Here is a 26,444-nt window from a genome sequence, read left to right as displayed (position 1 = left end):
TTAAGCCGGGATCTAACACAAGCCTACGAATGGACTGCTTCCCTCCGATTGCAGTGATTAAGAGAGGCTTTTGAGTTTATCTTCAGCGTCTCTTTGAGTTGGCGAAATCCAGGTTTCAGCAGATACCTCGTCCGAGAAAACGAGCTGCGTAAGTCGGCCTGAGGGATTTTGGCCTTATCTGCTGCGCAGAGTTGGTCCTTCGTATTTGCTGGTAGTCAGGTAACGTTAGGTTGGGAGTACGATATGGAATTACCAACACTGACGTACGAAATGATAGCCGTACTGAGTCTATTGTCTTTTACGGTCTTACTTTTTGTTACCGAGATTATACGGATCGATGTCGCAGCAATTCTTGTAATGGTACTGCTTGGCGCACTGAGCTATCTACCGGGGCTAGGTAATCTAGCCGATGTATCCAAGCTCTTTGAAGGTTTTTCCTCGAACGCCGTGATGTCCATCATCGCAGTTATGGTAATTGGGGCTGGGCTTGATAAGACTGGACTTATGTCAAAGGTCGCTGCCTTGATCCTCAAAAATGGTGGTACGACAGAGGCCCGGATAATTCCCATAATATCAACAACGGTTGGTGTCATCAGTTCTTTCATGCAGAACGTGGGAGCTGCTGCGCTTTTTCTGCCTGTTGTGAGCCGCATCTCAGCACGTACGGAAATCCCGATGAGTAGGTTGCTTATGCCCATGGGGTTTTGCGCGATTCTGGGTGGTACGATCACCTTGGTCGGGTCGTCGCCCCTCATCCTGTTGAATGACCTGATTGTTTCGGCAAATTCATCCCTTCCGGCTAATCAACAAATGGAGACATTTGGGTTGTTTTCAGTCACGCCTATCGGTGTGATGCTGGTGCTGACAGGGGTGCTTTATTTTGTGCTCTTTGGTCGTTGGGTCCTCCCAACGCAGCGGGAGCGTGGAGAAGACGCAAGCTCAGCTAGGTCCATGCAGACTTATGTCGAAAACACCTATGGGCTTAGGGCTGATATGTTCGAGATTCGTGTTCCTGAAGGCTCGATCTTGATAGGACAAACGCTCGCGGATGTCATGGTCGCCCATAACATTTACATTCTCGGCACATCCTATCGCGGCCACAAGGTCATCGCGCCGATGGCGGATACCAAGATCGAAGCCCCTGCGCGGCTCGCAGTGCTTGGCCTGCGTCGGGTGGTTGAGCATCAGTTTGCTGAGCCTTACGGATTAGAGATACTACCCCAACTAGATGTCTTTGCGGATGATTTCGCCGCGACTCAATCGGGGGTGGCAGAGGTTGTTATTCCCCCCGGTTCTTCAGTGATCGGCCAGACTCCGATTGATTTGCGTCTCCGTCAGACACATGGGCTATCTTTGTTGGCCATTCAGCGAGGCGAAGAAACACTGAGCCATGTGGAAACTGAAGATCATGCTGCAACGCATATCGGGCAAGTCCCTTTGCAGGCCGGTGATACGTGTGTGGTGCACGTGCAGTGGGACCGTCTGACACGACTGATGTCGGACAGGGATTTTGTCGTCGTAACTTCGGACTTTCCCCAGGAAGAGTTACGGCCACACAAGGTCGGTTGGGCGCTCGCCTTCTTCCTAATAGCGTTGAGCTTAATTCTGTTCTCTGATCTGCGTTTGTCGTTGTGCCTATTAATTGGCGCTGTTGGCATGGTTTTGAGCCGGGTGTTATCGATTGATGAAGCCTACGAGTCGATCAGTTGGAGCACGGTTTTTCTACTCGCTTCGCTGATCCCGTTGGGCCAGGCAGTTCAGAACACCGGCACTGCGGATTGGATTGCAGCACATGTGTTGGCCCTCCTGAAGGGTTGGCCGATCTGGTCGTTGCAAGCAGGAATCGCCGTTCTGGCGACTGCGTTCACGCTGGTCATGTCCAATGTAGGCGCAACTGTCCTCCTGGTGCCGCTAGCAGTTTCTATTGCCGTATCCGCGGGTGGCAATCCGGCTGTTTTTGCTCTCACCGTGGCAATTTCAACGTCCAACTCATTTTTGATCCCAACACACCAGGTGAACGCGTTGATCATGGGCCCGGCAGGCTACCGGGTGGTCGATTTCGTTCGCTCGGGTGGAATCATGACTCTACTTTTCTTGGTTGTCTCAATGACCGGACTTGCGCTCTTCTTCTGATGCGCTTCTTGGCGATCCGCATAGATGAACTCTGCTTCAGCTGAGAAGAACTGGCAAGATGAGGTCTTTGAGACCAATCCTTTTGTTGGAGCAGCAGATCCGAGATCTATGCAAATGGACCTTCGCTGCGAGCAAGAGAAGAAGGGCGGCGAACAAATGCAAACCTGACGTCGACATACGCTGGTACTGGACCGTTTTTGTTTCATCGATCACTGTTGCTTGGCCAATACCGTCGGCATATTGGAGAGTTCACAATGAAGTTCCTTCGAACACCTGATCATCGGTTTGACGGGTTGCCAGATTTCGCATTCGGCCCGAACTATCTTGATGTGGAAGATACCGAAGGCGGTCGTCTCCGAATGCACTATTTGGACGAGGGACCGGCACAGGCACAGACAGTATTGTTGATGCATGGAGAACCAACCTGGTGCTTCCTGTATCGGCGCATGATTTCGTTGTTCAAAGATGCGGGCCATCGAGTTCTGGCTCCTGATTTGATTGGGTTTGGACGGTCGGACAAGCCAAGTGAGCGATCCGACTTCACCTACCAACGCCATGTAGACTGGATGTCCGAGTGGTTGCGGACAGTTGACCTAACGGGCATCACATTGATTTGCTAGGACTGGGGAGGACTCATCGGCTTGCGGCTGGTTGCGAGTATGCCCGAGCGGTTCTCTCGGGTAGTTGTTGCAAACACGGCCTTGCCCACCGGTGACACGCCCTTGGGCGAGGCATTTCTTTCATGGCGGGAATACTCGCAATCCGTTTCTGAATTTAATTCGGGACGCCTTGTATTCGGTGGCACAACATCCAAGATTTCCGACGAAGAGGTCTCAGCTTACAACGCACCGTTCCCGGATGCGCGCTATCTGGCAGGCGCTCGACAGTTTCCAATGTTGGTGCCCGACAAACCCGACAACCCTGCTTCAGAAGCCAACCGAGCCGCATGGAAAACCCTCAAGACCCTCAACACTCCGTTTCTGACCGTTTTTGGAGAAGATGACATGGTCATGGCAGGAGTAGACAAAGTGTTCCAAAAGTCGATCCCAGGAGCCGCCGGTCGAAACTATACCGTGCTACCAAAAGCCGGGCATTTCATCCAAGAAGATGCTGGCACAGACTTGGTACACGTGACTCTGAAATTCATTGAGCAGTCTCAGCGGCTATCAGTTGGTGCAACCCGCCGGAATGTTCGCCTCTAAAAGATATTCGACTTTGCAGCAGTTTCCGGCCTAAAGGGCGGTTACTGAAGGTTCTCCTGAACTACGGCTTAGATATTCCTCTTCGATTCAATTGATTCACTAATAGCTAGGACAGGCGTGAACAGCGCAGCCAATCGCAGAAGCGATTTAGTGTCTTCCCCTGCGGCCTCAACTCACACCAAATTTGCGACGCAAATGCTCAGCTAAGGCCGTTATGCGACGTGGTTGGGCTCGGCTAGGCGGAAACATCATTTGCAAAGGTTTCGGCGGTGGGAGGAAGTCGCGCAAGACAGAGACAAGTCTGCCAGATCGAACATCTTCGCCGACATCCAGCTCGGACTTCAATACGACCCCATGGCCTGCAATCGCCCAATCGCGGATCAGTGAACCATCATTGACTATTCGATTTCCCTTTACCGATACGCGCTGGGCATTTGGTCCTGATCCAAACTCCCAAACGTTGTCGATCATGTCGCCAAACCTCATAACCAAGCAGTTGTGGTTTAATAGATCTTCTGGTTTTTCAGGCGTTCCGAATAAGGCCAGGTAACTTGGGGACGCACATACGAAACGTTGGTAGCTTCCTAGATTTCGCAACCTGAGCGAGCTGTCTGTGATGTTGCCGAAGCGAACGGCGAGGTCGAAACCCTGGCCCACAAGGTCGACATAGCCGTCCGAGAGGGACAGTTCGATTGAGACAGCAGGGTTCTCTTCGGTGAATTCGGCAATAACCTCGGAAACAAAGCTACGTCCCAAGTCAATGGGCGCGCTTATGCGAATTGGGCCAGACAGAGTTTCGGCGCCGCGCCGAACAAGTGTATCCAGGTCCGCAACCTCACTGAGTATGCTTCTTGCTCCGTCAGCTAGTGTCCGGCCTTCTTCGGTAAGGCTAATGGAACGGGTGGTGCGGTTGAACAAAACCACTCCGTAATGTGCCTCCAGAGCCGCGAGCCGCTCAGACACTGTCGTGCTCGACATCCCTGTCTCGCGCGCCGCGGCCACAAGACTGCCTTTCTCAGCTATGGTCAGAAACAAGCGAAGATTGTCCAAAAGCATTAAACGGAATTTCCGGATTATATGTTCGATTATACCCCGTTTATCCCGAAAGTACTGCGGCGTAAATCTAACGCGTCGCGCAAATACACAAGGGACCTATTCTAATGGCCAAGTTGACAATCGTCGCCAACATCAAAGCCAACCCCGACAAGATCGACCTCGTAAAGGGTGAGCTGATCAAGCTCATCGATATAACCTGTGCCGAAGAGGGTTGCATTAACTATGACCTGCACCAGGACAACGACAACCCGGCTCATTTCGTGTTCTACGAAAACTGGGAAAGCAGAGAGCTTTGGCAAACCCACATGGGTGCTCCGCACCTTGCGGCGTACCTGGAAGCAACAGAGGGCGCCGTTACAGAGTTCACGTTGAATGAGATGACAATCATCAGTTGATACAGAACCGGACAAAGGAGCACGTTATGAAAGCCGTGGGATACCGTGAGACAGGGTCGATTGAGCGGGCGGATGCCTTAATCGACTTCGATACCGACAGACCGACGCCGAAGGGGCACGACTTGTTGGTCAAGGTGCAGGCCGTGTCAGTGAACCCAGTCGATACGAAAATTCGTCAAAAACGAGCGCCTGCAGGTGCAGCACCAGATATTCTGGGGTGGGACGCAGTAGGGATCGTCGAAGCAGTTGGCGAAGCGGTTGAGACTTTTAGTCCGGGACATACAGTTTGGTATGCCGGGGCGGTAAACAGACCGGGAACCAATGCTGAGTTTCATCTGGTTGATGAACGTATTGTCGGAGCCGCGCCAAAATCCATACCTGCAAAAGCAGCTGCGGCGATGCCGCTAACGACGCTTACTGCCTTTGAGATGTTGTTCGACCGCTTGCGAGTCCAAGATGCCGTTTCCGGCGGGACCAATACGTTACTGGTTATTGGTGGCGCAGGCGGTGTCGGGTCAATTACCATTCAATTGGCGCGGGCTCTCACTGACTTGACGGTGATTGCCACTGCGGCCCGACCCGAGACACAAGACTGGGTTCGAGAGCTTGGCGCACACCATGTCATCAACCATGCGGAACCTTTTGGCACACAACGCGGGGCTCTCGGTATCGAAAGCGTGGATTTCATCTTTTCAACGAACCATTCCCAGGTTTATGCGGCTCAAGCCGGAGAGGTGATGACACCTCAAGGTCGCTTTGGGTTGATCGATGATCCTGAGACCTTTGACATCGCGCCATTCAAACCCAAATCGATCTCATTGCATTGGGAGTTCATGTACACCCGCTCGCTTTTTGGGACTGAAGATATAAACCGTCAAAGCGAAATTCTGAATCAAGTTGCCGGGTTGATAGACGATGGAAAGATCAGATCCACAGCAACCGATACACTTGGTACAATCAATGCTGCAAACTTAATGAAAGCGCATGCTATCCTCGAAAGTGGCAAGGCCAAAGGAAAGCTCGTGCTTGAGGGTTTTTAGATGAGAATTGAACGTCTAGATCACGTAAATATCGTGACGACAAAATTGCCTGAGATGGTTACTTGGTATGAAGAGGTCCTGGGTTTGAGACCTGGGGCCCGCCCTGATTTTCCGTTTTCCGGGGCTTGGTTGTATGCGGGTAATCACGCCGTGGTTCACCTTGTGGGTCGCGAAGGCACGCCAAATGTCGGCTCCGAAGTGAAGCTCAAGCTCGAGCATTTTGCGCTCTCAGCCACGGGGCTGAGCGCATTCGAAGAAAAACTGATCTCGGGTCAAATCCAGTACCGCAAAACTGACGTCCCAGGGGCTCGAATGGTCCAAATCCATGTGGCCGATCCTGATGGAAATCATATTCATATAGACTTCGAAGAAACCGAGTAAGTGGCTAGCCCTCGAAATAGTTGGAACGCAAAATCAAGCTCTTGCCGATTAGTGGTCGAGATCCTTGCCGGGTTGCTTCCAAGAATTACTCGGACCAACATTTTTGGGCGGTACAAACGTCGATTCGGAGATCAGCATGCCGGACCTCGAAACAAACAAGAAAAACGTCATCGCTTTCTACGAAATGATGTTCAACGAGTGTCGACCTGCCGAGGCCATAGCGACCTTTGTTGGTGAAACCTATACGCAGCACAACCCACATGTTGGCGACGGCAAGCAAGCCTTTGTCGAGTATTTCGAGTGCATGGCTGCCGAATACCCCGGAAAGCGAGTGGACATCAAACGCGCCTTTGCTGAAGACGACCACGTTGTTCTGCATTGCCACCAAATCTGGCCCGATGGTCTTGAGTACGCAGGGATCGATATTTTTCGCCTGGATGTTGAAGGTAAGGTTGTCGAGCACTGGGATGTTCTTCAGGAAATTCCAGCAAAAAGCGCGAATGACAATGGCATGTTTTAACTTAACCGTTCTGACCACGGTGCATGTAACTTTGAAGACTCCTGTCGGCTGAACCACGATAGTCAAACGACGTAAGTCTGATCCAAGAAACCCGCCGAAGCGTATCTATCAAGAACCTTTTAGAAAGGAGATAATTATGCTTTCGAAGAGTATTCTTACCGCGACACTTGGATTGTTTGCAGCTACTTCGCTTCAAGCTGGTGTACAAATTCGTTTCATAGAAGGCGCACCCAAGGACCGTTTTGTTTTGACAAATGTCGGAGCGTGCGAAGTAGATGCCTCGACCCTCAAAATCGACTTGTCGCAATCTGCCGGACGTCTGATTTTCGACGTTACCGAAAAAGGCGCAGGTGTAGAGGTATTCCAACCTCTCGAATTCGTTGAGGGCGCTGATGCATTGCGTCAACTTCCTTCAGTTGTGGACGGGCAAAAAACAATTGAACTTAAGATCGCCTCCCTTGCAGCTGGGGACAAACTAGCCTTTACCATCGATGTAGATGACACCATCGGGCAACGCGAAATCACCGTAACAGGGTCGGAGATCGAAGGCGCCACGGTGTCTTATTCCGATGCGGATAAGACCAGTACTGCAACCTTCTCTTCCGAAGCGCTTGTCAACGTGACGACCAAGGATTGCTAAAAGCAGTCCCGCAATGTCGAATTTGTTGATCCGTATAGCATTTCTTGCGCTGATGTTGGGAGGCGGCATCCTGATCGGGACACTGACTGCACCTGGCGATTGGTATGCGCAGCTTTCTAAACCCGCTTTCAACCCACCAAATTGGATTTTTGGTCCGGTTTGGACAGTGCTTTATGTGTTGATCGCCATGGCGGGTTGGCGCCAGTTCGAAGCAGACCGAAGCTCCACCACCATGAAGTTGTGGTGGGCGCAGATGGGTCTGAACTTTTTATGGTCCCCAACCTTTTTCGTACTGCAAATGCAGTGGTTGGCCCTTGTGGTCATTGTCGCGTTGCTGGCTGTCATCGTCGTGTTCATCGCTGAAGTCAGGCACACTGATCGAGCCTCTGGACTGGCCTTCCTGCCGTATTTAGCATGGGTCGCATTTGCCACGGCGCTTAACCTTTCCATTGCGATATTGAACTGAGGAAGAACAATATGCGTGGCAACTTCGTTGGGCTTGTTTCAGGTCTAATTATCATCGGATCTACAATGGCACAGGCTGATGGAAATCTCGCTGAGGACTTCTCCGAGGCTCCAAAGACGCGTTGGGACTACGTTGCCGACACTGTTATGGGAGGGGTCTCTTCAGGGCAGGTGCAGTTTCGTTCGGAAGGTGAAGTTGCATTCGCCCGGCTGACCGGAACCGTGAGTACAGAAAACAACGGTGGCTTCATCCAGTTTCGACGCAATTTGCCTGATCGACCAGATGCGAGTGTTTCGGGCGTCAGGCTCTTGGTCCGGGGCAACGGCGAACAATACTTCGTTCACCTCAGGACACGTGGCACGGTGCTTCCATGGCAATACTATCAGGCCCAGTTCGCAACTTCTGAAGAATGGACCGAAGTCTCTTTACCTCTGTCTGACTTCAAGGCTTCAGGTGCTATGTTACGCGCTATTCCCGTTGCTGACGAAATCACCTCAGTTGGAGTTGTAGCCTTCGGGCGCGATCACGAAGTCCTCGTAGATGTCAGCAGGATTGGTTTCTATTGAAGTTCGCCCAAGCGAGGGGCTGCAATCTTCTGTTGCACCAGTCAGATTAGGCGGCTCAATAAATACGAGCGACTATGCAATTCCAATAGTCTTTGCTCGTCTTTTGCAAGCGACTAACTTGGTTCCATGGAACAAGTCGCTCGACTAACCGAATGGTTGATTACAGAAGGTCGTCGCTCCGGCAATCCCGTAAAGGTGGTGTCACAGTTCTGTTCCTCCTTGATCGAGGCCGGAGTTCCGCTGTGGCGAACAAACATTGGCCAGCGCTTTGCCAACCCATTGCTTATTGCTTGGGGGGTAGTTTGGACGCCTGAAGGCACCGACAGCTACGACGTCACCCATGAGACGATGTTGACAGATGGTTATGTCGGGAGTTCATTCGAGTATATTCTTGCGAACAGAAAGCCACTTCACAAAAGTCTCCGGCAACTGGACTTAGAAACAGAGCATTCATCCTATCTGGAATTTGCAGAGCAGGGCGGCACTGACTACTATGCTACTTTGCTCTATTACGGTGATGGATCGTTGCATGGTTGCACCTTTGTTACGCAGTCGCCGGACGGATTCTCTCTGGAGCATCTAAGACTGATTGAAGCGGCATTACCGGGCCTTTCTTCCGCTCTTGAGCCCGTTACGATGCGCAAATCGTCTAAAGGTTTACTTCGAACTTATTTAGGAGATGGACCTTCCGAGGCAGTCTGGAGCGGCAAAATAAAGCGCGGTGAGCGAACAACTCTGGATGCCGTGGTTATGTTTTCTGATCTGCGAGGCTTTACGGCACTTTCCGAGACCTCTCCGGAAGAAGAAATCTTTGACACGCTTACTGACTATTTTGATCTGGTGGTCAAAGCCGTAGAAGACAACGGTGGAGACGTTCTCAAGTTCATGGGCGACGGCATCCTATCAGTCTTTACTATTGAAACTCAAAATGACCACGCCGACCGATGCCGCATGGCAGCGTTCGCAGCCCAGAGCAAATTGAGTGGTTTGACTTCTCTCAATTCACGACGAGACGGTATTCAAAAACCGCCTTTGGACATTGGTGTTGGAATTAACGTTGGGCAGGTCAGTTACGGTAATATCGGCAGCCCCGGCAGGCTTGACTTTACAGTTCTGGGCGGCGCGGTAAACGTCGCAAGCCGAATTGAAGGCTTAACAAAATCAATCGGTCGGAGAGTTTTGGCGACGTCAGCTGTTGCAAGTGCTTCACCAAACATGTTCGTCAGCTGTGGAGATCACGAAATACGTGGCCTTGCTCAGCCAATTGAGCTGTTCTTTCTCTCTGAACGTGCGCCTTAATATGGTTTGTGCTTCTGGTGGTTGTGGCATTGGCAAACGGGAATTGCATACACCATGCGTTGAAGCACATCGTTCATTATCAATTTCCACGTTCTAAGATTGTGACATTTGACTACACGCCCACCTTGCCGGAAGGATCACTGCTGCTTCCCACGGGCGGAGACTTTATGATGTTTTGAGAATTTTACTGCTTGCTTAAGCTGACGCAGGTTGCGCCTAGTCCCGCTCACGGTCCAATGTTTCGCGAATGAGGGTCAGATTAGGTAAAGAACTGTGAAACGGTTCAGGCCCCAGTTCGAACAAAACTGGACCAAGAGCTTCTGACATATGCTCCATACAAGCTTTCAATAACTCTACGCCTTCCGGTGTAGACCGAGCAATTTTCGAACGCTTATCATTGGGGTTGGCTTCAAGGGTAATCAGGGCATGATTTTCAAGACTGGAGAGCATGTGCGTCATCGAAGTTTTGGGCACTTGAAACGCTTTCGAAAGTTGCAGTGGTGTCTCTCCCTCGGGGCGCCGGACCAGGTGGCCCAATATGCCAAATTGGGTTGCGGTCATTCTGCCAGGTAAGAACGCTTCAAGCTTGGTCGAGATCAACTGATTGATGATCCCGACCTCGGTGAAGAACCGGTAGACTTCGTTGGGCTCATCCTCAGGCTTCATTCAGAATTCGTGTCTCCAGCGGCCAGCGGGGTGTGGCAATTGGTTCAGGTCCATACCCCAAACGCAGCAACATTTGCACCGTGTAGCCCGGCGACGCAAGAAGCTCATGCGCCAGAGCGTATTCATCGGCCATCTCAGGGTACTCCTGAAGTGCCTGACTAACCGGATGAACGCCCAGGCCCATTTCGGTTGTCTTCAGATAAAAACGCATCAATTGACGTCCGGCATCGAGTTGATCGCTTCGCGTATTTGTGGCTGTCGTAAGGATTGCGTATTGCGGCGTCGCGTCTAGCATGGCGAAGTAGCCTCGCATGTGTGACTGAGTGCCTGGGTGGTCAACGTTCATAAGGGTCTCATTATCCAACAAGCCGGTAAGTCGCAGCGTTTCCAGCATGGGATCACGTAATTCAATCCCGTCCGGGTTGGCGTTGATTTCTGCTTTCCCGATCCGCATGAGGTCGACGGACTCTTTCAAGGTCTGCGGTGTACGCATTTCGATTTCAAAAGCGCGTTTCGTTAGGTCTCGAACACGGGCCACTAGATCCTCATCGGAAATCAGAGTGGCATAGTTTTCAAGGACCGACGTTTCCGCCTCGGACAGCCGCTGTTCAGTGTATGGTCCTTTGTTGGAATGCCGTTTGCGGATTTGATCTGATAGTGGATCGGATGTCCCGCCTGGCACAAACACTGCTTCTGCGATGGGTCCGTCATCCCCATCTGGCAGTAACTTGACCTCGGTATCGAACCCGAGAGCACCTGCTGCTAGAATCATCGTCTCAACAAATGCGCCGAGGCCAATATAGAGCTGGCGGTTGTAAGGATCGGTTTCAGGAAGCTCGCGATCAGGATCACGGTGGATGCGCACCTTGTCTTGTCCAACCAACTCGACCAGCCAAGGTTGCAAGTTGTGTGGATTGGGGGCGAGAATTGCGTAGGACAAAGCGGCTTTGCGTGGGTCGTCATACGGTTTTGGCGTCCACGGAGCCAGCGCGGCATGCGGCGTGCGTGTAGCGAGGAACGCAACCGCACCGCTTGCCGCCAGTATTGTGCCTCCGCCTAGAATCTTGAGAAAACGTCTTCGGTTTGGCATCTTGACTCTCCAATAGTACGATATCGAACTAGTTTAATACGAATCCGTACTATATCAACCCCAATCGATGCAGTGATTGGTTGAGTGACTTGAAAAAAGTAAATCAGAACAGCCGAACGCAACGGCGGACTGCCGTTGTAGACAAGTATTCGTAGCGCCTTTTATGCCGAAAATAGGCAGTTATTTTAGTTGATTAACGACCGGACACGAGAAGATCAGAGGCTGGTGAGCCGATGCTTTTCGAGTATCCCGCAAAGCATAGCCTGTGCTTGCAGCCTGTGTTCTCGATGACGTTCACGGGCGACATCCGGTCGACTTTCACTAATCGCTTGGAAAACAACCCGGTGATCTTCATTGGATTTGACGGGCAGGGGCCTGATGAACAACGTCGTTGCGCGCGCGCGACGTACCTGGTCGCTCATCATGGCGACAATCGCTTCGACACGTTTGTTGCCGCCCAACCGAACGAGCTCCTGGTGAAACAACTCGTCGGCCTCGGCCCAGGCTTCTAGGTCTTCGACTTCGATGGCTTGGTCCATCTTTGCAATTGAGCCAGCAAGTACCGCCAGTTCATCTTCTGAATAACCCGCTTCGGCTGCGCGCTGTGCTGCGAGACTCTCAAGTTCCGTTAGTATGTCGTAAATTTCACGCATATCGTCTGATGAAACAGGCAGTATCCGCACGCCCTTTCGGGGCCGCATTTCTAGCAACCCCTTACTTTCCAACATCAGTGCAGCTTCCCGTATCGGGGTGCGGGACATGCCAAGGGTCTCGGCGAGTTCCGATTCCAGATGGTCAGTTCCGGCTGCAAGTTCGCCGGACAGGATCATCTTTCGCAAATCCCTAACAGCGCGTTGCGTATTGGAAAGAGTTTTTGCGTCCTGATCTTTCACGGGGTCTCCAGGTTGATCTTTCGTCCCTCCGCAGCCGAGAGATAGATGTTCTCTTCGATGCGGATCACGTCCAAATAGTCTCGAGCTGTGTTTTCCAGCGGCGTGCCCTTTACAAGGCCTGAAACGACGTGACTTTGCAAGGCGTGTACGCAGTCTCCTCCAAACCCATCATGATCGCTCGGAGGTAAAATCTGCTGTCGCTCCTGTTTTCCAAAAGCGCGGAGCTCGACTGAACCGTCGCCGTTAAGAACCAGTGATCCTTCCGTTCCTTCGATGAGCGCTTCGCCCATGGTCTGACGCAGGTTTTCGGCGCTGTGGTCAAGGCATCTGTTGCCATCGAACAGAGCTCTTAAACCGTTGGCGTGGTCAAACAGGATGTAACCTGCGTCCTCGCCTGCGATAACTGGGTTAACTTGGCGCAAGTCCGCATAAACTGCGCTGGGCGTATCGAACAAAAATCGGAATGTGTCTACCCAGTGAACCGCTGTTTCGTGAACAAGGAAACGTTGCATGTCCTGAAAGTACGGCTGCCGGTCTAAGTAGGCGCGTGGTCCCTGTCCGTCGCCGGGTCGAAGCCGGAAAGTAGCTTGGAGAGGTGTACCAATTTGACCCTCGGTCATTGCCTCTTTGATTGCGCGATACCAAGGCTGGAAGCGAAAGTTCTCGTGTACAACAATAGTTGCCCCAACTGCTTCAGCCTCGGAGACGATCTTCTCAGCTTCATCCAAAGACTTGCAAAATGGCTTTTGGCAAATCAGCCATTTGATACCAGAGCGCAGTGCCGTTCGGATGGCGTCGGCCTGCGCCACAGGTGGAAGGATGATGTCCACGAGATCTGGTTTTTCCGCCTCCAACATTTTTGACAGATCATCGTAAGCGGCCAGTCCTGTTTCTTCCGCCTTGTTGATATCACGGTTGCAGGATGCAATCGGAACCGCTCCGGGCATTCGGGACCAGCTTTCGTAGTGGAACCTGCTGAAATACCCTGCGCCCACACACGCGACCCTGATGGCTTGTTGAGTATTCATGCCCGCAATGCTTCCAATACCGATGAGGCTGCATCCTGCGTTCCGGCGGTGCCACCCAAGTCCCGCGTCAGGTTCCGACCGTTCGCAGTCACCTTTTCCACCGCTTCGCGCAATCGTTCACCGTCGCTGGACAGTTCTGGGTGATCATGGGTGAACCCCAACCATTCAAGCATCATTGCTGCGGACAGAATCATCGCAAACGGGTTGGCAATACCCTGTCCTGCAATGTCCGGAGCGGAACCATGGCAGGGTTGGAATACAGCGTGGTTCAACCCGATATCCGCTGATGGCGCCAGTCCTAGACCACCCATGAGACCCGCACCAAGGTCTGAGAGGATATCTCCGAACATGTTCTCAGTGACCAAAACGTCAAATTCCCAAGGCTTTTGAACCATCCACAGAGCGGTAGCATCAACATAAGCATGGTCTGCCTGTAATTCGGGATGGTGTGCGGCTTCTGCATCAAACATCGATCTGAAGAACGCAAAGGCGCGGAATACATTGGCTTTGTCGACACATGTAACTCGACCCGGACCGCGCCCGGTTCTTTTGCGGTTCTGGGCGAGCTCAAACGCGAACCGGAACAGTTTTTCGGACACCTCACGAGTGATCAGCAGAGTTTCACGTGCTTCGTCATCGGTAACTTCGCCAGCGCCTTGAGTGAAGAACAGCCCTTCTGTGCTTTCGCGTATCAAGACAAAGTCGATCTCTTTTTCGGGAGGCAGCGCCAAGGGGGTCATTTGTCCGCTGCTTACTTTTACAGGACGCACACCAGCGAAAAGTCCCAGTTTCTTTCGCAAATCAATCTGCGGTGAAATCTCGGTTCCGTCAGGGTAGCGAACATCCGGCAAACCCATTGCAGATAGCAGAATCGCGTCGGCGTGGCGTGCAGTTTCGAGTGACCCGGCCGGAAACGATTCTCCAGTTTTGGCGTAGTGGCCTGCGCCTGCCGGAGCATCGGTAAACACCAGTTCGTAGGAAGGACTGCCGCGCGAAAGCTGGCGCAGAATTTCAAGCGTAGGGGCCATGATTTCCGGGCCGATTCCGTCCCCTTGGAACACTGCCACATCATAACTTTTCTTCATCTTAGCCCGCTTCCTTCCCGTTTCGCATCCATAGCGCGATTGCAGCTCTCACTACAGTCCGTTGACAACGCATTCTTTAATGTATACGCAAATAAATGCAATAATAAACGCAAAGTTGTTTGGGAGGGCTTGGAAATGAAACTAAAGCTAGGGCGGTTGGCGGCCGCAGCCGTGATGGCGACCGGGATTACAGGGGCAGCTGCTGCGCAGGATTATCCCTATCGTGATATCACCACAGCTGTGGTCTGGGGGGCCGGTGGTGGCACGGACACGATCAACCGAATGATCATGGCCGAGATGGAAAAACATCTTCCGGTCTCGATCAATGTGATCAATCAAACAGGTGGTGTCGCAGGCTCCAACGGTATGGTTTATGTGATGAACCAACCAGACGATGGCTATACATTGGTTGGTTTGTCAGAGTCTAACGTCACCGCTGCTGTGCAGGGTGGTTGGGATAAGAAATTTGATTTTTGGTATCCGTTCATTGTTGGCGGATCACCTGATCTGATCTCGGTTCCGGTGGACAGCCCGTACAATACTCTGGAAGAACTGGTCGACGCTGCGAAAGCTGCTCCTGGCACTATTCCCGCGGCGGCTTCCGGCGCAGGTTCGATCCACCACTTGAATCTTCTGGCCATCGAAAAAGGGTCAGGGACTGAGTTCAAATTTGTTCCATACAAAGGCTCAGCGCCCGGGCAGGAAGCAGCGATAGCGGGTGAAGTTGCGTTGGTTGTGACGTCACTGGCTGAACAGGCTCCATTGATTGAAGGCGGTCAACTTAAACCGCTCGCGATGTTGACGCCCGAAGATGCGCAGATTGCAGGGGCAACAGTGCCTTCTGCCTTTGGCATCTATGACGGTCTTGATCAGTATTTGCCGCTCAAACAGGCCATCGGGTTTGCAGTTCACAGTTCAGCCGGGGACGATGTAAAGGCCGCGCTTGGTGATGCCTTCGAGCAAGCTATTGCCTCCGACACCGTCGCCGAATGGGCCTCTGCAAACAACTATGATGTCGGTGGTCAACACGGTGAAGAAGCTCAAGAACTGTTTGCGAACCTCGAGGCTACTTTTGCCTACACCTTGCAGGACCTTGGCGCTGCCACAGTGGATCCGGCCTCGCTGGGTATCGAGCAGCCCTAATCCGATCAATTTTGAAGGGGCGCGCTTGATCGCGCCCTTTCCCTCAGGAGGCAGGCAATGGACAAACCTGACGAAACACTGGTCATGCGGTCGCGCGACTTTTGGGCAGCAATTGTTCTTATAACAGTGTCCGTCTTTTTTCTTTGGAAGACATCGGACATTCCACTTTGGGGCGAAAACCGCGCAGGTGTAAGTGGATCGGATTGGTACAACTCGGCTGCAATTGTACCGCTGTTCATCTTCGGTGGATTGCTTAGCTTGTCCTTCGTTTTGCTGGCTATTTCAATCCGCTCAGGTGGGGCCCAAAACGCGCTCAGTGCTTTGGGCATCGGATGGGATAAGTCGGAAGCCTATCGAGCTTCAACAATAGGCCTGATCCTTCTTGCTTATGTCGTCGGACTGGTTCCCAGAGTGGACTTCATTTTGTGCTCGGGGTTACTGATTACAGCTTTGATCTACGGCTACTACGGCGGTTACGCGCGGCGTGCTTTGGTGGCCTGTATCGCAGTTGTCTCTGCCGGGCTTTTTGCGTTCGCCGTATTTCCCGCGCAGGCGGACTGGAATTCACACGGTGATGATTGGTTTACACTGGCCCTATGGGTCTCGCTATCACTTTTGGTGTTGACCAAAGCGGCTTCCGAACGCGTTTTGCGGGTCGTTCCCTGCGTCGCGATATTGGCCCCGCTCATCCTCGTTTGCGCGATGGCCTTTGTATTCCGACAGAACGTGCCCGCGCGCGGCGGGCTGATCTTCAAGCAAATCGAATACCACTACTACGTGACGCTGCGTCCGTTATGGAAAGACTGACCGGATGGACTTTATCCTTTCGCAACTGGCTGGATTTGGGACCGCATTCGTGGGCCTGGCAGTAGACCCGCTGACCTATCTGTATTTGATCGCATCCGTGTTCTTGGGCATCACGTTCGGCGCATTGCCCGGCCTGACCGCAACGCTGGCAGTGACGATCCTGACGGGTTTCTTCGGCAACAAGATCCCATTGGACTATTCGCTCATCGCTTTGCTCGGGGCCTATGTCGGCGCGATTTACGGCGGCTCTTACCCGTCTATTCTGCTGAACATTCCGGGCACAGCAGCCAGCGCGGCGACGGCCATGGATGGATACCCTCTGGCCAAAGCGGGTCGAGGGGGCGAAGCACTAGGGCTGACCACAACGGCCAGTTTCATTGGCACGGTTATCGGGACCATCACGCTTTTGATCTTTGTCTGGGCGTTGCTTTTGGTTTCAAAAAACATCGCAAGCCCGGAGAAAGCACTGCTGGCCCTGTTCGGGATTCTGCTTTCTGGCACTTTGATGAGCGAAGACCTGGTGATTAAGGGATGGATCGCTGGTTTGATCGGGCTTGCGATGTCCATGGTGGGACTCGACCCTTTGTTGTCTGAGCCGCGCTATACCTTCGGCTGGTCTTACTTGATGAGCGGGTTTCAGGTCGTGCCGGTTTTGATGGGGGCCTTTGCCATTCCCCAAATCATCGACGGTTTAAGGCACATTGAGGCCGGGAAAGTTCTGGCTCTGAAAGGCCGTATTCTTCCAAACATTCGCTCTATTCGACGTTACTTGCCGACCATTGGCCGGTCAGGAGTGATCGGGACCGGGGTAGGAGCGCTTCCCGGCGTGGGCGAAGATGTCGCCGGTTGGGTCAGTTACGGTGTCGGCAAGACCGTATCTGCCGAGGGCGATAAGTTTGGAAAAGGCTCTTTGGAAGGTCTGCTGTGCTCAGAGACCGCAAACAACGCCTGCATTGGGGGCGCGCTAATCCCGCTTTTGGTTTTGGGCATTCCCGGTTCACCACCCGCCGCGGCTTTGATGGGGGCTTTCAAGATCAACAACGTGATCCCGGGCCCGACGATTGATCCCGAGATCATTCTGCGCGTGGTTGCAATCCTAGTGCTGGCATCCCTGACAATGTTCTTGATGGGCCTGTTCACTGCTCGGGTTTTTATCAAAATACTCGCCATACCGCAGACCATTTTCCTGCCTGTTGTTATGGTTCTAACAACAATTGGGTCTTTCAGTGTTGGGGGTGGCATCAATGATCTTTACCTGATGCTTGGAGTAGGCGCCGTTGCCTATTTCATGAACTTGATGAAATACCCAATCGCGCCGTTGGTGATCGGGGTTATTCTGGGCAGCCTGTTTGACGAAACCTTTCGCCGGTCGCTGTTCTTGTCGGATGGGGATCTTTCGGTCTTCTTTTCGCGGCCCGGTGCGGCCATTCTGCTGGTGCTCAACATTGGTCTGATCCTCAGCCAACTGCCTGTCGCGAAGCGCGCTTTCTCACGTCTGAAAGGACTTCCCGTCTGATGTTTGTGGTTACTGTCACCTTCACTCTCAAGCCCTGTACGAGAGACACCTTTTTGCCGCTGATGGTCGAAAACGCTTCGACCTCTTTGCGTGAAGAACCCGGATGCCAGCAGTTTGACGTTTGCCTCGGCGATGATCCTGAGACAGTTTTTCTCTATGAGGTTTATGATGATAGCGCGGCGTTCTCCGCCCACCTAAGAAGCGCGCATTTTCAGGCCTTCGATACGGCAGTGGCTGATATGATCGCCACCAAGGTAGTTCACCAGTACTCCGAGGTCATCCGATGAACGATTGGGAAATCCACGCCGTGAAATACGCGGATCGCAATGCCCGGACGCGAGCTGATAGTTTCATCATCGATGATAATCACAGCGCGCCTCACGCGATGGATTACTTCGTTTGGGTGCTCCAACGCGGTAACAAAGTCATTCTGGTCGATACTGGCTACGACTCCGATGAGGCCGCCGCCCGTGGTCGTCCCATTGCGATGGATCCTCGCGAGGCTCTGCGGCCCCTAGGCATTTCACCGGAAGCGGTAACCGAGGTTATCGTGACCCATCTTCATTATGATCACGCGGGGGGGCTGCATATGTTCCCGAACGCGAAGTTGCATATGCAATCGGCGGAGATGGCCTTCGCCACAGGCCCCTGCATGTGCCACGACCATCTGCGCGCACCTTTCACGGCGGGCCATATTTGCGAGGTCGTAAACCGTCTCTATTCAGGGAAGGTCGTGTTCTACGATGGAGAAGCCGAGATTATAGATGGGGTCACGGTGCACTGCATTGGTGGGCATTCGCGAGGGTTGCAATGCGTTCGCGTAAGGACGGAAGCCGGGTGGATGGTGCTCGCCTCTGATGCCTCGCATTACTATGAGAATTTCATGGCGCGCAAAGCCTTTCCCATTGTCGTCGACCTACAGGACATGATGGATGGTTTCGAGACACTCGAGAGGTTGGCCTCGCATCCTCGACTTATCGTGCCCGGCCATGATCCACTTGTGCGTGAGGTTTTTCCAGTCGGTGCAGCGCCGCATATCTATAGGCTAGACCCAGGGCCGACGAGGGACATCGAACTATGAAAATTGGTGTCATAGCGGATGATTTTACTGGTGCGAGTGATATTGCGAACACCTTGGCGAAGGGCATGGAGCCAGAAGGTGGGATACGAACCGCGCAGTTTCCGGGTGTTCCTAATATCCCGGTCGACGAAGAGATCGAAGCGGGTGTGATCTCACTCAAAAGCCGCACTGCACTGGTTGAAGAAGCCATTGCAGACAGTCTGAGTGCTTTGCGGTGGCTCGCGGATCAAGGATGCCAGCAGTTCATCTTCAAGTATTGTTCGACCTTCGATTCCACGACGGAAGGAAATATCGGCCCAGTTGCGAAAGCGCTTGCCGACGAGCTGGACGCGCAAAAGGTGGTTTTCTGCCCGGCCTTTCCGGCAACCGGACGCACCGTCTATCACGGTCACCTATTTGTGCTCGGTAAGCTGTTGCACGAGTCTGGGATGGAAAATCACCCTCTTACTCCGATGACGGATGCTAACATCAGGCGATGGTTGCAGCATCAGACCCAAGAAGCGGTCGGGTTGGTGTCGATTGACGCCGTGGAGCAAGGATCAGAGGCGATTGCTGCTGCTTTGCAGAAGACCGACGAACGATTTGTAATTGGCGATGCGATTTCGGATGAAGATTTGTTGGCCTGGGGCGAAGCTCTAAAGAATGCCAAGCTTGTTACTGGGGGATCGGGTATAGCACTGGGGCTTCCAAGAAACTTCCTGAGAGAGACTTCATCCAAAAGTGCCGGCAGTGTGTTCACTGGTATCGCTGGACCCGAAGCGATCCTTGCGGGGTCTTGCTCAGGTGCGACCCGTACGCAGATCAATATTCATGCGGAATCCCATCCGACCTTCGCCATTAATGTTCCGGGCGTCATGTCCGGGGACGTGACCACGCAAACGCTTTTGGATTTCTTTGAAACGCATCCGGGTCAGGCGCCACTCGCGTATTCATCGGGAAGCCCGGATAATGTGGGCGCGATCCAAAACAAATTTGGTCAGGAAGCTGTGGCAAAAAAACTGGATAGTCTCTTTGCAGATACAGCACGAAAACTAGCGGAAGCGGGGTACAAGCGCCTTGTGGTGGCAGGAGGAGAGACGTCGGGAGCTGTCGCCAAGGCTGTCTCTGAGGCACTGGGGTCACCGGCCATGTCAATTGGGCCAGAAATTGACCCTGGCGTACCAGTCTTGAGCGTTGGAAAAACTGAACCCATTGCGATGGCACTAAAGTCTGGGAACTTTGGCGCTCCAGACTTTTTCGCGAAAGCGCTGAGAATGATGGAGGCAGGCCGATGAGTTCGGATGAATGGGCTATGCGGCAGCAGATGTCGGAGTTGTGTGCATCTCTGTTTGCGCGTGGATTTTCTGTCGGTACTGCGGGCAATGTCTCTGCCCGTCTGAACGAAGGCATCCTTATGACACCCACCAATTCGACATTGGGGAATATCGACCCCGAGCGCATTGCCAAAATTGATTTGGATGGCAACCACGTCTCCGGAGACAAGCCGACCAAGGAAGTCTTTCTGCATCACGCCTTCTATGAAACGAGATCGGAAGCGGCTGCCGTAGTTCATCTGCACTCGACCTGGGCGACCGCACTGTCGTGCCTCGAAGACACTGATCCAGATGACTGTATTCCACCGCTGACGCCGTATATGGTCATGCGTGTTGGTACGGTCAAACTGGTTCCATACGTCAAGCCGGGTGACCCGAAATCCGGTGAATTGATCCGCGAACTGGGCGGCAAATATAGTGCTGTTCTATTAGCCAATCACGGTCCCGTCGTATCAGGAAAGGATCTCTTCTCAGCTGTCTGTGCAGCTGAAGAGCTGGAAGAAACGGCTAAGCTGCTAGTGGCTTTGCGCGGCCTGCCAACCCGCTTATTGGATGCTGGACAAGTAGCAGAACTCAATGAGACTTTCAGAAGGATGTAATCAGACACCGAAAGGGGGAGTGTGCCGACTTTTGGGCAAATCGTGCAAAATTATTCGCGAATACCGCGCAAAGTTATGGGCAAGCACATTTGAATTTAATGCACGAAATCAATAGCAGGAGCGCATCGTTATGAGCGCGCCTACAAACTTGTAGGATTGCGTATGACACTTCGCACACCCCATAGGTTTGCTTAGTTTGCCTATAGTTTTTCGCTGCGCGATTATGACCGTCCATTCATCTTGGGACAACTCGCCGCCGGAGGAACCCTGGGCATTCTGATCCCCCCATCGATCCCGCTGATCATCTATGGCGTCATTACCGAGACTTCGATTCCAACGCTTTTGGCGCTTTGGATTCCTTACAAGCTGTTCTGACGGAACAAGCGGCGCACTCAATTGGTTCTTACAAACTGCCATACCGGGATACAGTCAGGCCGAAACGGTGCCATCCTCCGGTGAAGGTTCCGTCTGGGGTTTCGTATATGGCCTCGGATCGGCGAAGTTACTCAAACTGAATTATGACCGCTTCAAAGTCCTGATCGCTTGTGACCCTGGTGTGGTGACCCTTTCCCACTTTGTCTTCCATGTGCCACACGTCGCCGGGGCCGATGTCACGATAGTTTCCATCACTTGCAGTGACGCGGATTGTGCCTGCAAGGCATATCAGCCTTTGCGCCACCGGGGTCGGATGGATGGGCTCGTTCCAACCGGATCGAAGCCGCAGAAACATTGTCTGTTTGACGCGCTCTGGCTCGGATACCTCGATGGCCTGCGCGGGCGGGGCGAAACTCCGTTCCTCGAGGTTGACGTCAATGTCATCCCAATGGCTTTCGCCAGCAGCATCGGCATAAAGCTTGTAATACTTCACGGTGAACGTCCTTTCAGCTTTTTGCAGCGGTAAACCTAAGAATGATCGGTCGCGTTAGTCGTTACTTGCGGGCCTAAAGCTGTGACCCGATCGGTAAAATACCAAGAAAACCAGAGACGATGTGATCCCAGACCGACCCTGTGGGCTCGGAATCGTATTCCAGTATTTCCCCGCCCGCTCCTCGTGTTCTCCATTTAAGCTGGCCTGCGCGTTCCAACGTCACCTGGTAGGTGTAGGCGGGCAGGGCCGCGTCCAATGCACCCATCGTTTGAACGGTCATCGCGGGAGAGTCGATCAGAATGCCCATTTCGGTATTGATGTTCACAGACCGCGGGTCCCAATTGAATGAGCCAACAAACAGGTAACGGTCGTCGATGGCAAAAGCCTTGGAATGCAGGCCGGATCGGGATTGTGCCCAGTTGATACCGCGACGCTGAACCTGATAAGCGTCTGGCCGCAATTCATAAAGCTCAACACCACCGCGCAGCAACGCTCTGCGTTTCTTGGCGTAATGGGCATAGACCGGCACGACGTCGTTCGACCCTAAGGAATTGGTCACGACTTTGACGTCCACACCGCGATTTTCCAACTCGGTCATCCATCGGACGCCATTGTTGCGCGGCACGAAATAGGCCGAGATGATATTTACCTCGCTGCTGGCAATTTCAAAATATGGCAGCAATTGCGATGCAAGAATGGGGTCGGACGTTTCAACGCCCGCAGCTTTTGAGGGCGGGTCCGCATACAAACGCGCGGGGACCCAATTCAGCCGCAGCGCGCCGTCGGCAAAATTCTCTTGCGCGGATTTCCTGAGCGCAGCGCCGTACTGGGTCTGTTTTGCTTCCTCCACCAACTCATTCAGCCTTGTGCGCGCATCGTTCAGGTCAAACGATTCCGGTTGTCCAACAACCGCGCGGGCGGGAACGGCAAATTCACTGTTCCAATAGGCGTCAAAGCTTTGGGAAACCTCATTCACGACGGGGCCTGCCGCCAGCACGTCCAGATCTGCGTAGTTCATTTCTTCCCGGGCCAGGAAATACTCGGCCCCAATGTTGCGCCCACCAACGATCGTGAACATGTTGTCTGCGGTCATGGATTTGTTGTGCATCCGGCGATTGATGCGTTTGAAGTCTGTGAGACCTGCAATCAGTAGGCTTTGATCCCGCCAAAAAGGATTGAACAGTCGGATCTCGATATTCTCGTGATAGTCCAGCGCTGCGGTCATAGCGTCGTAGCTGGACGTGTCCATGTCATCCAAAAGCAGCCGGACACGAACGCCCCTGTCCGCCGCCTGCAAAAGACTGGCCGCAAACAGGTGGCCCGTGGGGTCATTGTGCAAAAGGTAGTATTGCGCGTCGATAGTATGCTCGGCTGCAGCGGCCAGCAAAAGCCTTGAAACCAGCGCTTGTTCCCCATCACTGATCAGTTTTACCCCGGACCGCCCATCCTTGGGATCGCCAAGCCGGTTGGCCGCGCGCATCAGGGCGCTGTTCGCGGGGGCCGCAAAGGACAACGAAATGGTTTTTTCATAGCTGCGTGTTTTGGGGGCGCATGCAGCAAGAGCCAGCGTACTGCACAGACAAACCACGACGGCCCATGGCTTCATCGACATTCTCCCCCCATTCTATCTCAGGTGACTACGCTTGTAGGGGTGATTGCAAGTTTGTTTCCGTATTCACCGGGTCGTTTCTCAAGCCTGTGTTGTTTGGGCGAAACCCTAAAAGGGCCCGCGCAGGGGTGTTCGCTGACCGCGTCGTTTTAAATTGAAGACGGAGTCTCGGATACTGAGGTTGAAGGGGTGTCGCCGGGTTTTGCAGGTCCGATCGGCCCCCAATTCTGATCATAAAGCACCTAACTGGTTCAAGGCACCTGCGCCGTCCCACAAATGGGTGACGATTTTCAGGTTCGGGGTTTGCGGCTCAGCAACCCGTATTTCATGGCCCAGGATCGGAATGAACGACGTTTGCGTCTTTCCGATTTCGCTGCACGCTTGGATTGTGCGCCGCCCTGTCGGTTGAATTCGAACACATCAATCACCTTCTCGGCACAGCCGCAGGCTTCGCCCATGCCAACCTTGGCAAAGTAGAATTTCTCGAAACTATCCCGGTTTTTCATGGCGAGCCTCCTGACGTGATTGAACCCGTTTTGGGGGAAAAGTCCAAATCACATTCCGGATGGTTGTTGAAAACGCCACGATGACCGGGTGTTTCCAAAATGCAAGCCATCAGATTTCGTGACCGCGAATTTGTTGTTTTCGTTTTTCGTAAACTAAGACTGGGTTACGGTTCGCTTAACGCCTAGCGCGTCTACAAGGATGCGCTTGCCGGCCGACAACATACGACAGGCGAACCTGCGATTGAAAAGACTTGTTGCGTACACACTGCCATTGTTCTGTGGTTTCGCCGCGTCGACCAACGCGCAAAACCTGGATCCAGACGCCTCGGAAACCGCCGCCCGGGCCGCTCTTGCGGTGCTGAGTATTGCCGCCACACCGAACGAAACACTGTCGTCCCTATCCTTTCTGAGCGCAGCCGGTGACGCGCGAAATCTGCGGTCCACACAGTTGCGCGGCGGGTTCAAACCATTGGACAACGGCCTGTATCTGGAAGGTCAGTTCGCCTATCAGAACTATAATCCGGTGGTGATATTCCCCGAAATCGGGTCTGATACCGAACTGGATGTGAAATGGTCAAGCATCGCCGCGACCCTTGGTGTCGGATGGGAATTTCCGCTCACAAATGATTGGCACATCCGGCCAGCCGCGCATCTGTCCCTTGGCCATGTCACAACGGACGCCGTGTTTTCCGACTTCCCGTTGTTTCCGACCCGCTCGAACGGAGTGGGCGAGGTGGATGGCAATCTGAACGCCTTTGGCTTCGGCGCGTCCCTGAGTCTTTTTCGCGAGGCACATTTCGGCCGTTGGCACGCAGAATACAAACTGCGCCAAACATTTCTGGAGTTTCACCCGATAGACGAACCCGAGGTTGGGAATGCGCGCGCAAACTCGAATCAGACCACGTTGTTTTCGCGCTATCGCTATCCGCTGGACAAGGTCAAACTACTGGGCAGTCCGTCAAAGCTGGTTTTGGACGGGGGTGTTGTCCTCTATCACGGCGACAGCGCGATGGTGTTGGATACGGATTGGCTCGCGACGGTAGGTGTCGGAATTGAGGTCGATACCACAAAGATCGGGTTGCCCGCCGTCGAGGGCGCGCGCGTCATGCTGAACGGCGTTATCGCGGATTCGTTTTCGGGGTTTTCGGTCGGGTTCGGGGTTCGGTTCTGAACCTGCCACCAAAGGAAAAGGGCGCAGAAAACCTGCGCCCTTCTTACTGCTCTGGTTTTTGCCCAGATTATTTCCAGCCGGCTTCGTTAAAGATCTTTTGCGCTGTCGGCAGGTTTTCGGCGACGTCGGACAGGACGACCTCATCCGCTTTGAACTCACCCAGCGATTTCACCGAGTCCGCAAGCGCGACGCCTTCAACCGCGGGGAATTCGTCATTCCCGGCCGAGAAATATTGCTGGGCGCTGTCGCTTGCCAAATATTCGAGGAAGAGAACGGCATTCTCTTTGTTCGGCGCATTTGCAGCCACACCTGCACCGGACAGGTTCATATGCGCGCCATAGCTGTCCTGGTTCGGGAAGACCCAACCGATTGCATCGATATCGGCCGAGACGCCTTTGACATCTTTGCGGATTGCGCGAGCAAAGTAATAAGTGTTTGAAACCGCGATGTCGCATTCGCCGGATACGATACCCCGCAGCTGATCGGTATCACCGCCCTGTGGTTCGCGGGCCATGTTGGCCACGATGCCTTCGGCCCAGGCCTTTGCTGCTTCGGGGCCTTCATGGGTGATGATCGACGCCAGAAGGGTCTGGTTATAGGTGTTGCTGGACGACCGGATACAGACCTGACCCTTGTATTCGGGCTTGGCAAGATCGGCATATGTCGCTGGAGGGTTAGCGACGTTTTCCTTGTCGTAGAAAATGATGCGACCACGTTGCGAGAAGCCGAACCATTCATTGTCGCTGTCCTGAAGGTTGTTCGGGATGCGTTCTTCAAGAACGGCGCTTTCGATCGGTTGCAGAATGCCGGCATTCTTGGCCCGTGAAAGGCGCGAGGTGTCGACTGTCAGCAGAATATCCGCGGGCGAGTTCGCGCCTTCGGCTTCCATCCGCGCGATCAGCTCATCGGCTTTGCCTTCGATGCGGTTGATGGTGATGCCAGTGGCCTTTTCGAAATCACTGTACAGGTTTTCGTCGGTGTCATAATGGCGCGAGGAATAAAGGTTCAACTCACCCTCGGCAGCGGCAGAAGTGGCAATCAGGGCCGACAATGCGGCGGCGAAGCAGGTAGAGGATTTGAGCATCATAACTCCCAACATTGAAATGTGCGGCGTAGTAATCCGACTGAAATTGTCAATTAAACGATTCCCGAGTGGATGCAAGGAAATCTGACAAAATTAGTTGGTCAAATGGTCGCTATTGTCCGGTGGGGGAAAGATGCGGAAAGTACGATGCAGAAAAAGTTGGTGGGTAGGATTGTTAAGGGCCCAATGTGTGAATTGGATTCTACGCTGTGAGTGCACGCCGCACCAAACATGCTGCAACTGCGTAGTTCTTGGTCCCGCCATGCAAGGAAGAAGTCAGCAATTCG

At 53.2% G+C, this 26,444-nt stretch carries 29 protein-coding genes and 1 pseudogene; 20 read left to right on the top strand and 10 right to left on the bottom strand.

Annotation, left to right across the window (positions count from 1 at the left end; all coding sequences use genetic code 11):
* Positions 1-243: 243 nt before the first annotated feature.
* From AC2FGC_RS21850 to AC2FGC_RS21840, 3 genes are all read left to right on the top strand, one after another.
* Positions 244-2,133, top strand: a complete 1,890-nt coding sequence (locus AC2FGC_RS21850) for an SLC13 family permease (RefSeq protein WP_496727391.1) — start codon at positions 244-246, stop codon at positions 2,131-2,133.
* Between the two features lie 254 nt (positions 2,134-2,387).
* Positions 2,388-2,753, top strand: coding sequence for an alpha/beta fold hydrolase (locus AC2FGC_RS21845; RefSeq protein WP_496727392.1), 366 nt, complete (start codon positions 2,388-2,390; stop codon positions 2,751-2,753).
* Between the two features lie 39 nt (positions 2,754-2,792).
* Positions 2,793-3,335 (top strand): alpha/beta hydrolase family protein, encoded by a 543-nt coding sequence (locus AC2FGC_RS21840; protein ID WP_496727393.1) that lies wholly within the window; start codon positions 2,793-2,795, stop codon positions 3,333-3,335.
* A gap of 168 nt (positions 3,336-3,503) precedes the next feature.
* On the opposite strand, the gene AC2FGC_RS21835 is transcribed toward AC2FGC_RS21840, so the two are convergent.
* Positions 3,504-4,391 (bottom strand): LysR family transcriptional regulator, encoded by an 888-nt coding sequence (locus tag AC2FGC_RS21835; protein ID WP_496783449.1) that lies wholly within the window; start codon positions 4,389-4,391, stop codon positions 3,504-3,506.
* A gap of 104 nt (positions 4,392-4,495) precedes the next feature.
* Here AC2FGC_RS21835 and AC2FGC_RS21830 point away from each other — a divergent pair, with 104 nt between their 5' ends.
* From AC2FGC_RS21830 to AC2FGC_RS21795, 8 genes are all read left to right on the top strand, one after another.
* Positions 4,496-4,786: a putative quinol monooxygenase gene (locus AC2FGC_RS21830; protein ID WP_496727395.1), complete on the top strand. Its 291-nt coding sequence runs from the start codon at positions 4,496-4,498 to the stop codon at positions 4,784-4,786.
* 26 nt (positions 4,787-4,812) lie between these two features.
* Positions 4,813-5,826 carry a zinc-binding alcohol dehydrogenase family protein gene (locus tag AC2FGC_RS21825; protein WP_496783447.1) on the top strand — a complete coding sequence of 338 codons (1,014 nt, stop codon included), beginning with the start codon at positions 4,813-4,815 and terminating at the stop codon, positions 5,824-5,826.
* On the top strand, positions 5,827-6,207 hold the full coding sequence (locus AC2FGC_RS21820) for a VOC family protein (RefSeq protein ID WP_496727397.1): 381 nt from the start codon (positions 5,827-5,829) through the stop codon (positions 6,205-6,207). It begins immediately after the preceding gene.
* A gap of 136 nt (positions 6,208-6,343) precedes the next feature.
* Positions 6,344-6,727 carry a nuclear transport factor 2 family protein gene (locus AC2FGC_RS21815; protein WP_496783445.1) on the top strand — a complete coding sequence of 128 codons (384 nt, stop codon included), beginning with the start codon at positions 6,344-6,346 and terminating at the stop codon, positions 6,725-6,727.
* Between the two features lie 136 nt (positions 6,728-6,863).
* Positions 6,864-7,367 (top strand): aggregation factor core, encoded by a 504-nt coding sequence (locus AC2FGC_RS21810; RefSeq protein ID WP_496727399.1) that lies wholly within the window; start codon positions 6,864-6,866, stop codon positions 7,365-7,367.
* A gap of 13 nt (positions 7,368-7,380) precedes the next feature.
* Positions 7,381-7,833, top strand: a complete 453-nt coding sequence (locus tag AC2FGC_RS21805) for a TspO/MBR family protein (protein ID WP_496727400.1) — start codon at positions 7,381-7,383, stop codon at positions 7,831-7,833.
* An 11-nt stretch (positions 7,834-7,844) separates the two neighbouring features.
* Positions 7,845-8,399, top strand: coding sequence for a CIA30 family protein (locus tag AC2FGC_RS21800; protein WP_496727401.1), 555 nt, complete (start codon positions 7,845-7,847; stop codon positions 8,397-8,399).
* A gap of 126 nt (positions 8,400-8,525) precedes the next feature.
* Positions 8,526-9,698: an adenylate/guanylate cyclase domain-containing protein gene (locus tag AC2FGC_RS21795; RefSeq protein WP_496783443.1), complete on the top strand. Its 1,173-nt coding sequence runs from the start codon at positions 8,526-8,528 to the stop codon at positions 9,696-9,698.
* Between the two features lie 216 nt (positions 9,699-9,914).
* On the opposite strand, the gene AC2FGC_RS21790 is transcribed toward AC2FGC_RS21795, so the two are convergent.
* The 5 genes from AC2FGC_RS21790 to AC2FGC_RS21770 form a co-directional block, all read right to left on the bottom strand.
* Positions 9,915-10,364, bottom strand: coding sequence for a MarR family winged helix-turn-helix transcriptional regulator (locus AC2FGC_RS21790; RefSeq protein ID WP_496727403.1), 450 nt, complete (start codon positions 10,362-10,364; stop codon positions 9,915-9,917).
* Complete coding sequence (locus AC2FGC_RS21785; protein ID WP_496783441.1) at positions 10,354-11,454, bottom strand: Acg family FMN-binding oxidoreductase; 1,101 nt, start codon at positions 11,452-11,454, stop codon at positions 10,354-10,356. Before AC2FGC_RS21785 ends, AC2FGC_RS21790 begins: the two co-directional genes overlap by 11 nt.
* Positions 11,455-11,669: 215 nt before the next feature.
* Positions 11,670-12,347, bottom strand: a complete 678-nt coding sequence (locus tag AC2FGC_RS21780; protein WP_496727405.1) for a GntR family transcriptional regulator — start codon at positions 12,345-12,347, stop codon at positions 11,670-11,672.
* Positions 12,344-13,375 (bottom strand): Gfo/Idh/MocA family protein, encoded by a 1,032-nt coding sequence (locus tag AC2FGC_RS21775; RefSeq protein WP_496727406.1) that lies wholly within the window; start codon positions 13,373-13,375, stop codon positions 12,344-12,346. The genes AC2FGC_RS21780 and AC2FGC_RS21775 overlap by 4 nt, the downstream gene beginning before the upstream one ends.
* Positions 13,372-14,460 (bottom strand): isocitrate/isopropylmalate dehydrogenase family protein, encoded by a 1,089-nt coding sequence (locus AC2FGC_RS21770; protein WP_496727407.1) that lies wholly within the window; start codon positions 14,458-14,460, stop codon positions 13,372-13,374. The genes AC2FGC_RS21775 and AC2FGC_RS21770 overlap by 4 nt, the downstream gene beginning before the upstream one ends.
* A gap of 135 nt (positions 14,461-14,595) precedes the next feature.
* Between AC2FGC_RS21770 and AC2FGC_RS21765 the strand changes: the two genes are divergently transcribed.
* The 8 genes and pseudogenes from AC2FGC_RS21765 to AC2FGC_RS21730 all read left to right on the top strand — a co-directional run.
* Positions 14,596-15,603 carry a Bug family tripartite tricarboxylate transporter substrate binding protein gene (locus tag AC2FGC_RS21765; RefSeq protein ID WP_496727408.1) on the top strand — a complete coding sequence of 336 codons (1,008 nt, stop codon included), beginning with the start codon at positions 14,596-14,598 and terminating at the stop codon, positions 15,601-15,603.
* A gap of 57 nt (positions 15,604-15,660) precedes the next feature.
* The gene (locus tag AC2FGC_RS21760) at positions 15,661-16,410 is read left to right on the top strand and encodes a hypothetical protein (protein WP_496727409.1); all 750 of its coding nucleotides are present in this window, start codon (positions 15,661-15,663) and stop codon (positions 16,408-16,410) included.
* A gap of 4 nt (positions 16,411-16,414) precedes the next feature.
* Entirely contained in the window at positions 16,415-17,926 is a 1,512-nt protein-coding gene (locus AC2FGC_RS21755) for a tripartite tricarboxylate transporter permease (protein WP_496727410.1), read from the top strand.
* Complete coding sequence (locus tag AC2FGC_RS21750) at positions 17,926-18,213, top strand: putative quinol monooxygenase (protein WP_496783439.1); 288 nt, start codon at positions 17,926-17,928, stop codon at positions 18,211-18,213. Before AC2FGC_RS21755 ends, AC2FGC_RS21750 begins: the two co-directional genes overlap by 1 nt.
* The gene (locus tag AC2FGC_RS21745; RefSeq protein WP_496727412.1) at positions 18,210-19,007 is read left to right on the top strand and encodes an N-acyl homoserine lactonase family protein; all 798 of its coding nucleotides are present in this window, start codon (positions 18,210-18,212) and stop codon (positions 19,005-19,007) included. Before AC2FGC_RS21750 ends, AC2FGC_RS21745 begins: the two co-directional genes overlap by 4 nt.
* The gene (gene otnK, locus AC2FGC_RS21740) at positions 19,004-20,281 is read left to right on the top strand and encodes a 3-oxo-tetronate kinase (RefSeq protein WP_496727413.1); all 1,278 of its coding nucleotides are present in this window, start codon (positions 19,004-19,006) and stop codon (positions 20,279-20,281) included. The genes AC2FGC_RS21745 and otnK overlap by 4 nt, the downstream gene beginning before the upstream one ends.
* Positions 20,278-20,919, top strand: a complete 642-nt coding sequence (gene otnC, locus AC2FGC_RS21735) for a 3-oxo-tetronate 4-phosphate decarboxylase (RefSeq protein WP_496727414.1) — start codon at positions 20,278-20,280, stop codon at positions 20,917-20,919. Before otnK ends, otnC begins: the two co-directional genes overlap by 4 nt.
* A 216-nt stretch (positions 20,920-21,135) precedes the next feature.
* A pseudogene (locus AC2FGC_RS21730) lies at positions 21,136-21,279 on the top strand (TRAP transporter large permease subunit); the annotation flags it as partial.
* Positions 21,280-21,421: 142 nt separating this feature from the next.
* Here AC2FGC_RS21730 and AC2FGC_RS21725 read toward each other — a convergent pair.
* The 3 genes from AC2FGC_RS21725 to AC2FGC_RS21715 form a co-directional block, all read right to left on the bottom strand.
* Positions 21,422-21,787, bottom strand: coding sequence for a cupin domain-containing protein (locus AC2FGC_RS21725; protein WP_058271378.1), 366 nt, complete (start codon positions 21,785-21,787; stop codon positions 21,422-21,424).
* 73 nt (positions 21,788-21,860) lie between these two features.
* Positions 21,861-23,393, bottom strand: coding sequence for a phospholipase D family protein (locus AC2FGC_RS21720; RefSeq protein WP_496783437.1), 1,533 nt, complete (start codon positions 23,391-23,393; stop codon positions 21,861-21,863).
* Positions 23,394-23,686: 293 nt separating this feature from the next.
* Complete coding sequence (locus AC2FGC_RS21715) at positions 23,687-23,902, bottom strand: hypothetical protein (RefSeq protein WP_496727416.1); 216 nt, start codon at positions 23,900-23,902, stop codon at positions 23,687-23,689.
* Positions 23,903-24,143: 241 nt separating this feature from the next.
* Here AC2FGC_RS21715 and AC2FGC_RS21710 point away from each other — a divergent pair, with 241 nt between their 5' ends.
* Entirely contained in the window at positions 24,144-25,073 is a 930-nt protein-coding gene (locus tag AC2FGC_RS21710; RefSeq protein WP_496727417.1) for an autotransporter domain-containing protein, read from the top strand.
* Between the two features lie 67 nt (positions 25,074-25,140).
* On the opposite strand, the gene AC2FGC_RS21705 is transcribed toward AC2FGC_RS21710, so the two are convergent.
* A complete protein-coding gene (locus AC2FGC_RS21705) occupies positions 25,141-26,157 on the bottom strand; it encodes a Fe(3+) ABC transporter substrate-binding protein (protein WP_496727418.1) in 1,017 nt (338 codons plus the stop codon).
* Positions 26,158-26,444 lie beyond the last annotated feature (287 nt).

The sequence above is a fragment of the Ruegeria sp. CDSC054 genome (assembly GCF_059610645.1).
The sequence above is the reverse complement of the archived record's forward strand: the minus strand, read 5'-3'. Positions and strand labels throughout refer to the sequence as shown.

Excerpts from the sequence above, each read along its gene's own strand:
- AC2FGC_RS21850 (WP_496727391.1), top strand. The coding sequence starts at position 244 with ATGGAATTACCAACACTGACGTACGAAATGATAGCCGTACTGAGTCTA.
- AC2FGC_RS21750 (WP_496783439.1), top strand. The coding sequence starts at position 17,926 with ATGTTTGTGGTTACTGTCACCTTCACTCTCAAGCCCTGTACGAGAGAC.
- AC2FGC_RS21785 (WP_496783441.1), bottom strand. The coding sequence starts at position 11,454 with ATGCCAAACCGAAGACGTTTTCTCAAGATTCTAGGCGGAGGCACAATA.
- AC2FGC_RS21805 (WP_496727400.1), top strand. The coding sequence starts at position 7,381 with ATGTCGAATTTGTTGATCCGTATAGCATTTCTTGCGCTGATGTTGGGA.
- AC2FGC_RS21705 (WP_496727418.1), bottom strand. The coding sequence starts at position 26,157 with ATGCTCAAATCCTCTACCTGCTTCGCCGCCGCATTGTCGGCCCTGATT.
- AC2FGC_RS21820 (WP_496727397.1), top strand. The coding sequence starts at position 5,827 with ATGAGAATTGAACGTCTAGATCACGTAAATATCGTGACGACAAAATTG.
- AC2FGC_RS21775 (WP_496727406.1), bottom strand. The coding sequence starts at position 13,375 with ATGAATACTCAACAAGCCATCAGGGTCGCGTGTGTGGGCGCAGGGTAT.
- AC2FGC_RS21715 (WP_496727416.1), bottom strand. The coding sequence starts at position 23,902 with ATGAAAAACCGGGATAGTTTCGAGAAATTCTACTTTGCCAAGGTTGGC.
- AC2FGC_RS21810 (WP_496727399.1), top strand. The coding sequence starts at position 6,864 with ATGCTTTCGAAGAGTATTCTTACCGCGACACTTGGATTGTTTGCAGCT.
- AC2FGC_RS21765 (WP_496727408.1), top strand. The coding sequence starts at position 14,596 with ATGAAACTAAAGCTAGGGCGGTTGGCGGCCGCAGCCGTGATGGCGACC.
- AC2FGC_RS21830 (WP_496727395.1), top strand. The coding sequence starts at position 4,496 with ATGGCCAAGTTGACAATCGTCGCCAACATCAAAGCCAACCCCGACAAG.
- AC2FGC_RS21720 (WP_496783437.1), bottom strand. The coding sequence starts at position 23,393 with ATGAAGCCATGGGCCGTCGTGGTTTGTCTGTGCAGTACGCTGGCTCTT.
- AC2FGC_RS21845 (WP_496727392.1), top strand. The coding sequence starts at position 2,388 with ATGAAGTTCCTTCGAACACCTGATCATCGGTTTGACGGGTTGCCAGAT.
- AC2FGC_RS21800 (WP_496727401.1), top strand. The coding sequence starts at position 7,845 with ATGCGTGGCAACTTCGTTGGGCTTGTTTCAGGTCTAATTATCATCGGA.
- AC2FGC_RS21825 (WP_496783447.1), top strand. The coding sequence starts at position 4,813 with ATGAAAGCCGTGGGATACCGTGAGACAGGGTCGATTGAGCGGGCGGAT.
- AC2FGC_RS21760 (WP_496727409.1), top strand. The coding sequence starts at position 15,661 with ATGGACAAACCTGACGAAACACTGGTCATGCGGTCGCGCGACTTTTGG.
- AC2FGC_RS21795 (WP_496783443.1), top strand. The coding sequence starts at position 8,526 with ATGGAACAAGTCGCTCGACTAACCGAATGGTTGATTACAGAAGGTCGT.
- otnC (WP_496727414.1), top strand. The coding sequence starts at position 20,278 with ATGAGTTCGGATGAATGGGCTATGCGGCAGCAGATGTCGGAGTTGTGT.
- otnK (WP_496727413.1), top strand. The coding sequence starts at position 19,004 with ATGAAAATTGGTGTCATAGCGGATGATTTTACTGGTGCGAGTGATATT.
- AC2FGC_RS21840 (WP_496727393.1), top strand. The coding sequence starts at position 2,793 with ATGCCCGAGCGGTTCTCTCGGGTAGTTGTTGCAAACACGGCCTTGCCC.
- AC2FGC_RS21815 (WP_496783445.1), top strand. The coding sequence starts at position 6,344 with ATGCCGGACCTCGAAACAAACAAGAAAAACGTCATCGCTTTCTACGAA.
- AC2FGC_RS21770 (WP_496727407.1), bottom strand. The coding sequence starts at position 14,460 with ATGAAGAAAAGTTATGATGTGGCAGTGTTCCAAGGGGACGGAATCGGC.
- AC2FGC_RS21835 (WP_496783449.1), bottom strand. The coding sequence starts at position 4,391 with ATGCTTTTGGACAATCTTCGCTTGTTTCTGACCATAGCTGAGAAAGGC.
- AC2FGC_RS21755 (WP_496727410.1), top strand. The coding sequence starts at position 16,415 with ATGGACTTTATCCTTTCGCAACTGGCTGGATTTGGGACCGCATTCGTG.
- AC2FGC_RS21790 (WP_496727403.1), bottom strand. The coding sequence starts at position 10,364 with ATGAAGCCTGAGGATGAGCCCAACGAAGTCTACCGGTTCTTCACCGAG.
- AC2FGC_RS21745 (WP_496727412.1), top strand. The coding sequence starts at position 18,210 with ATGAACGATTGGGAAATCCACGCCGTGAAATACGCGGATCGCAATGCC.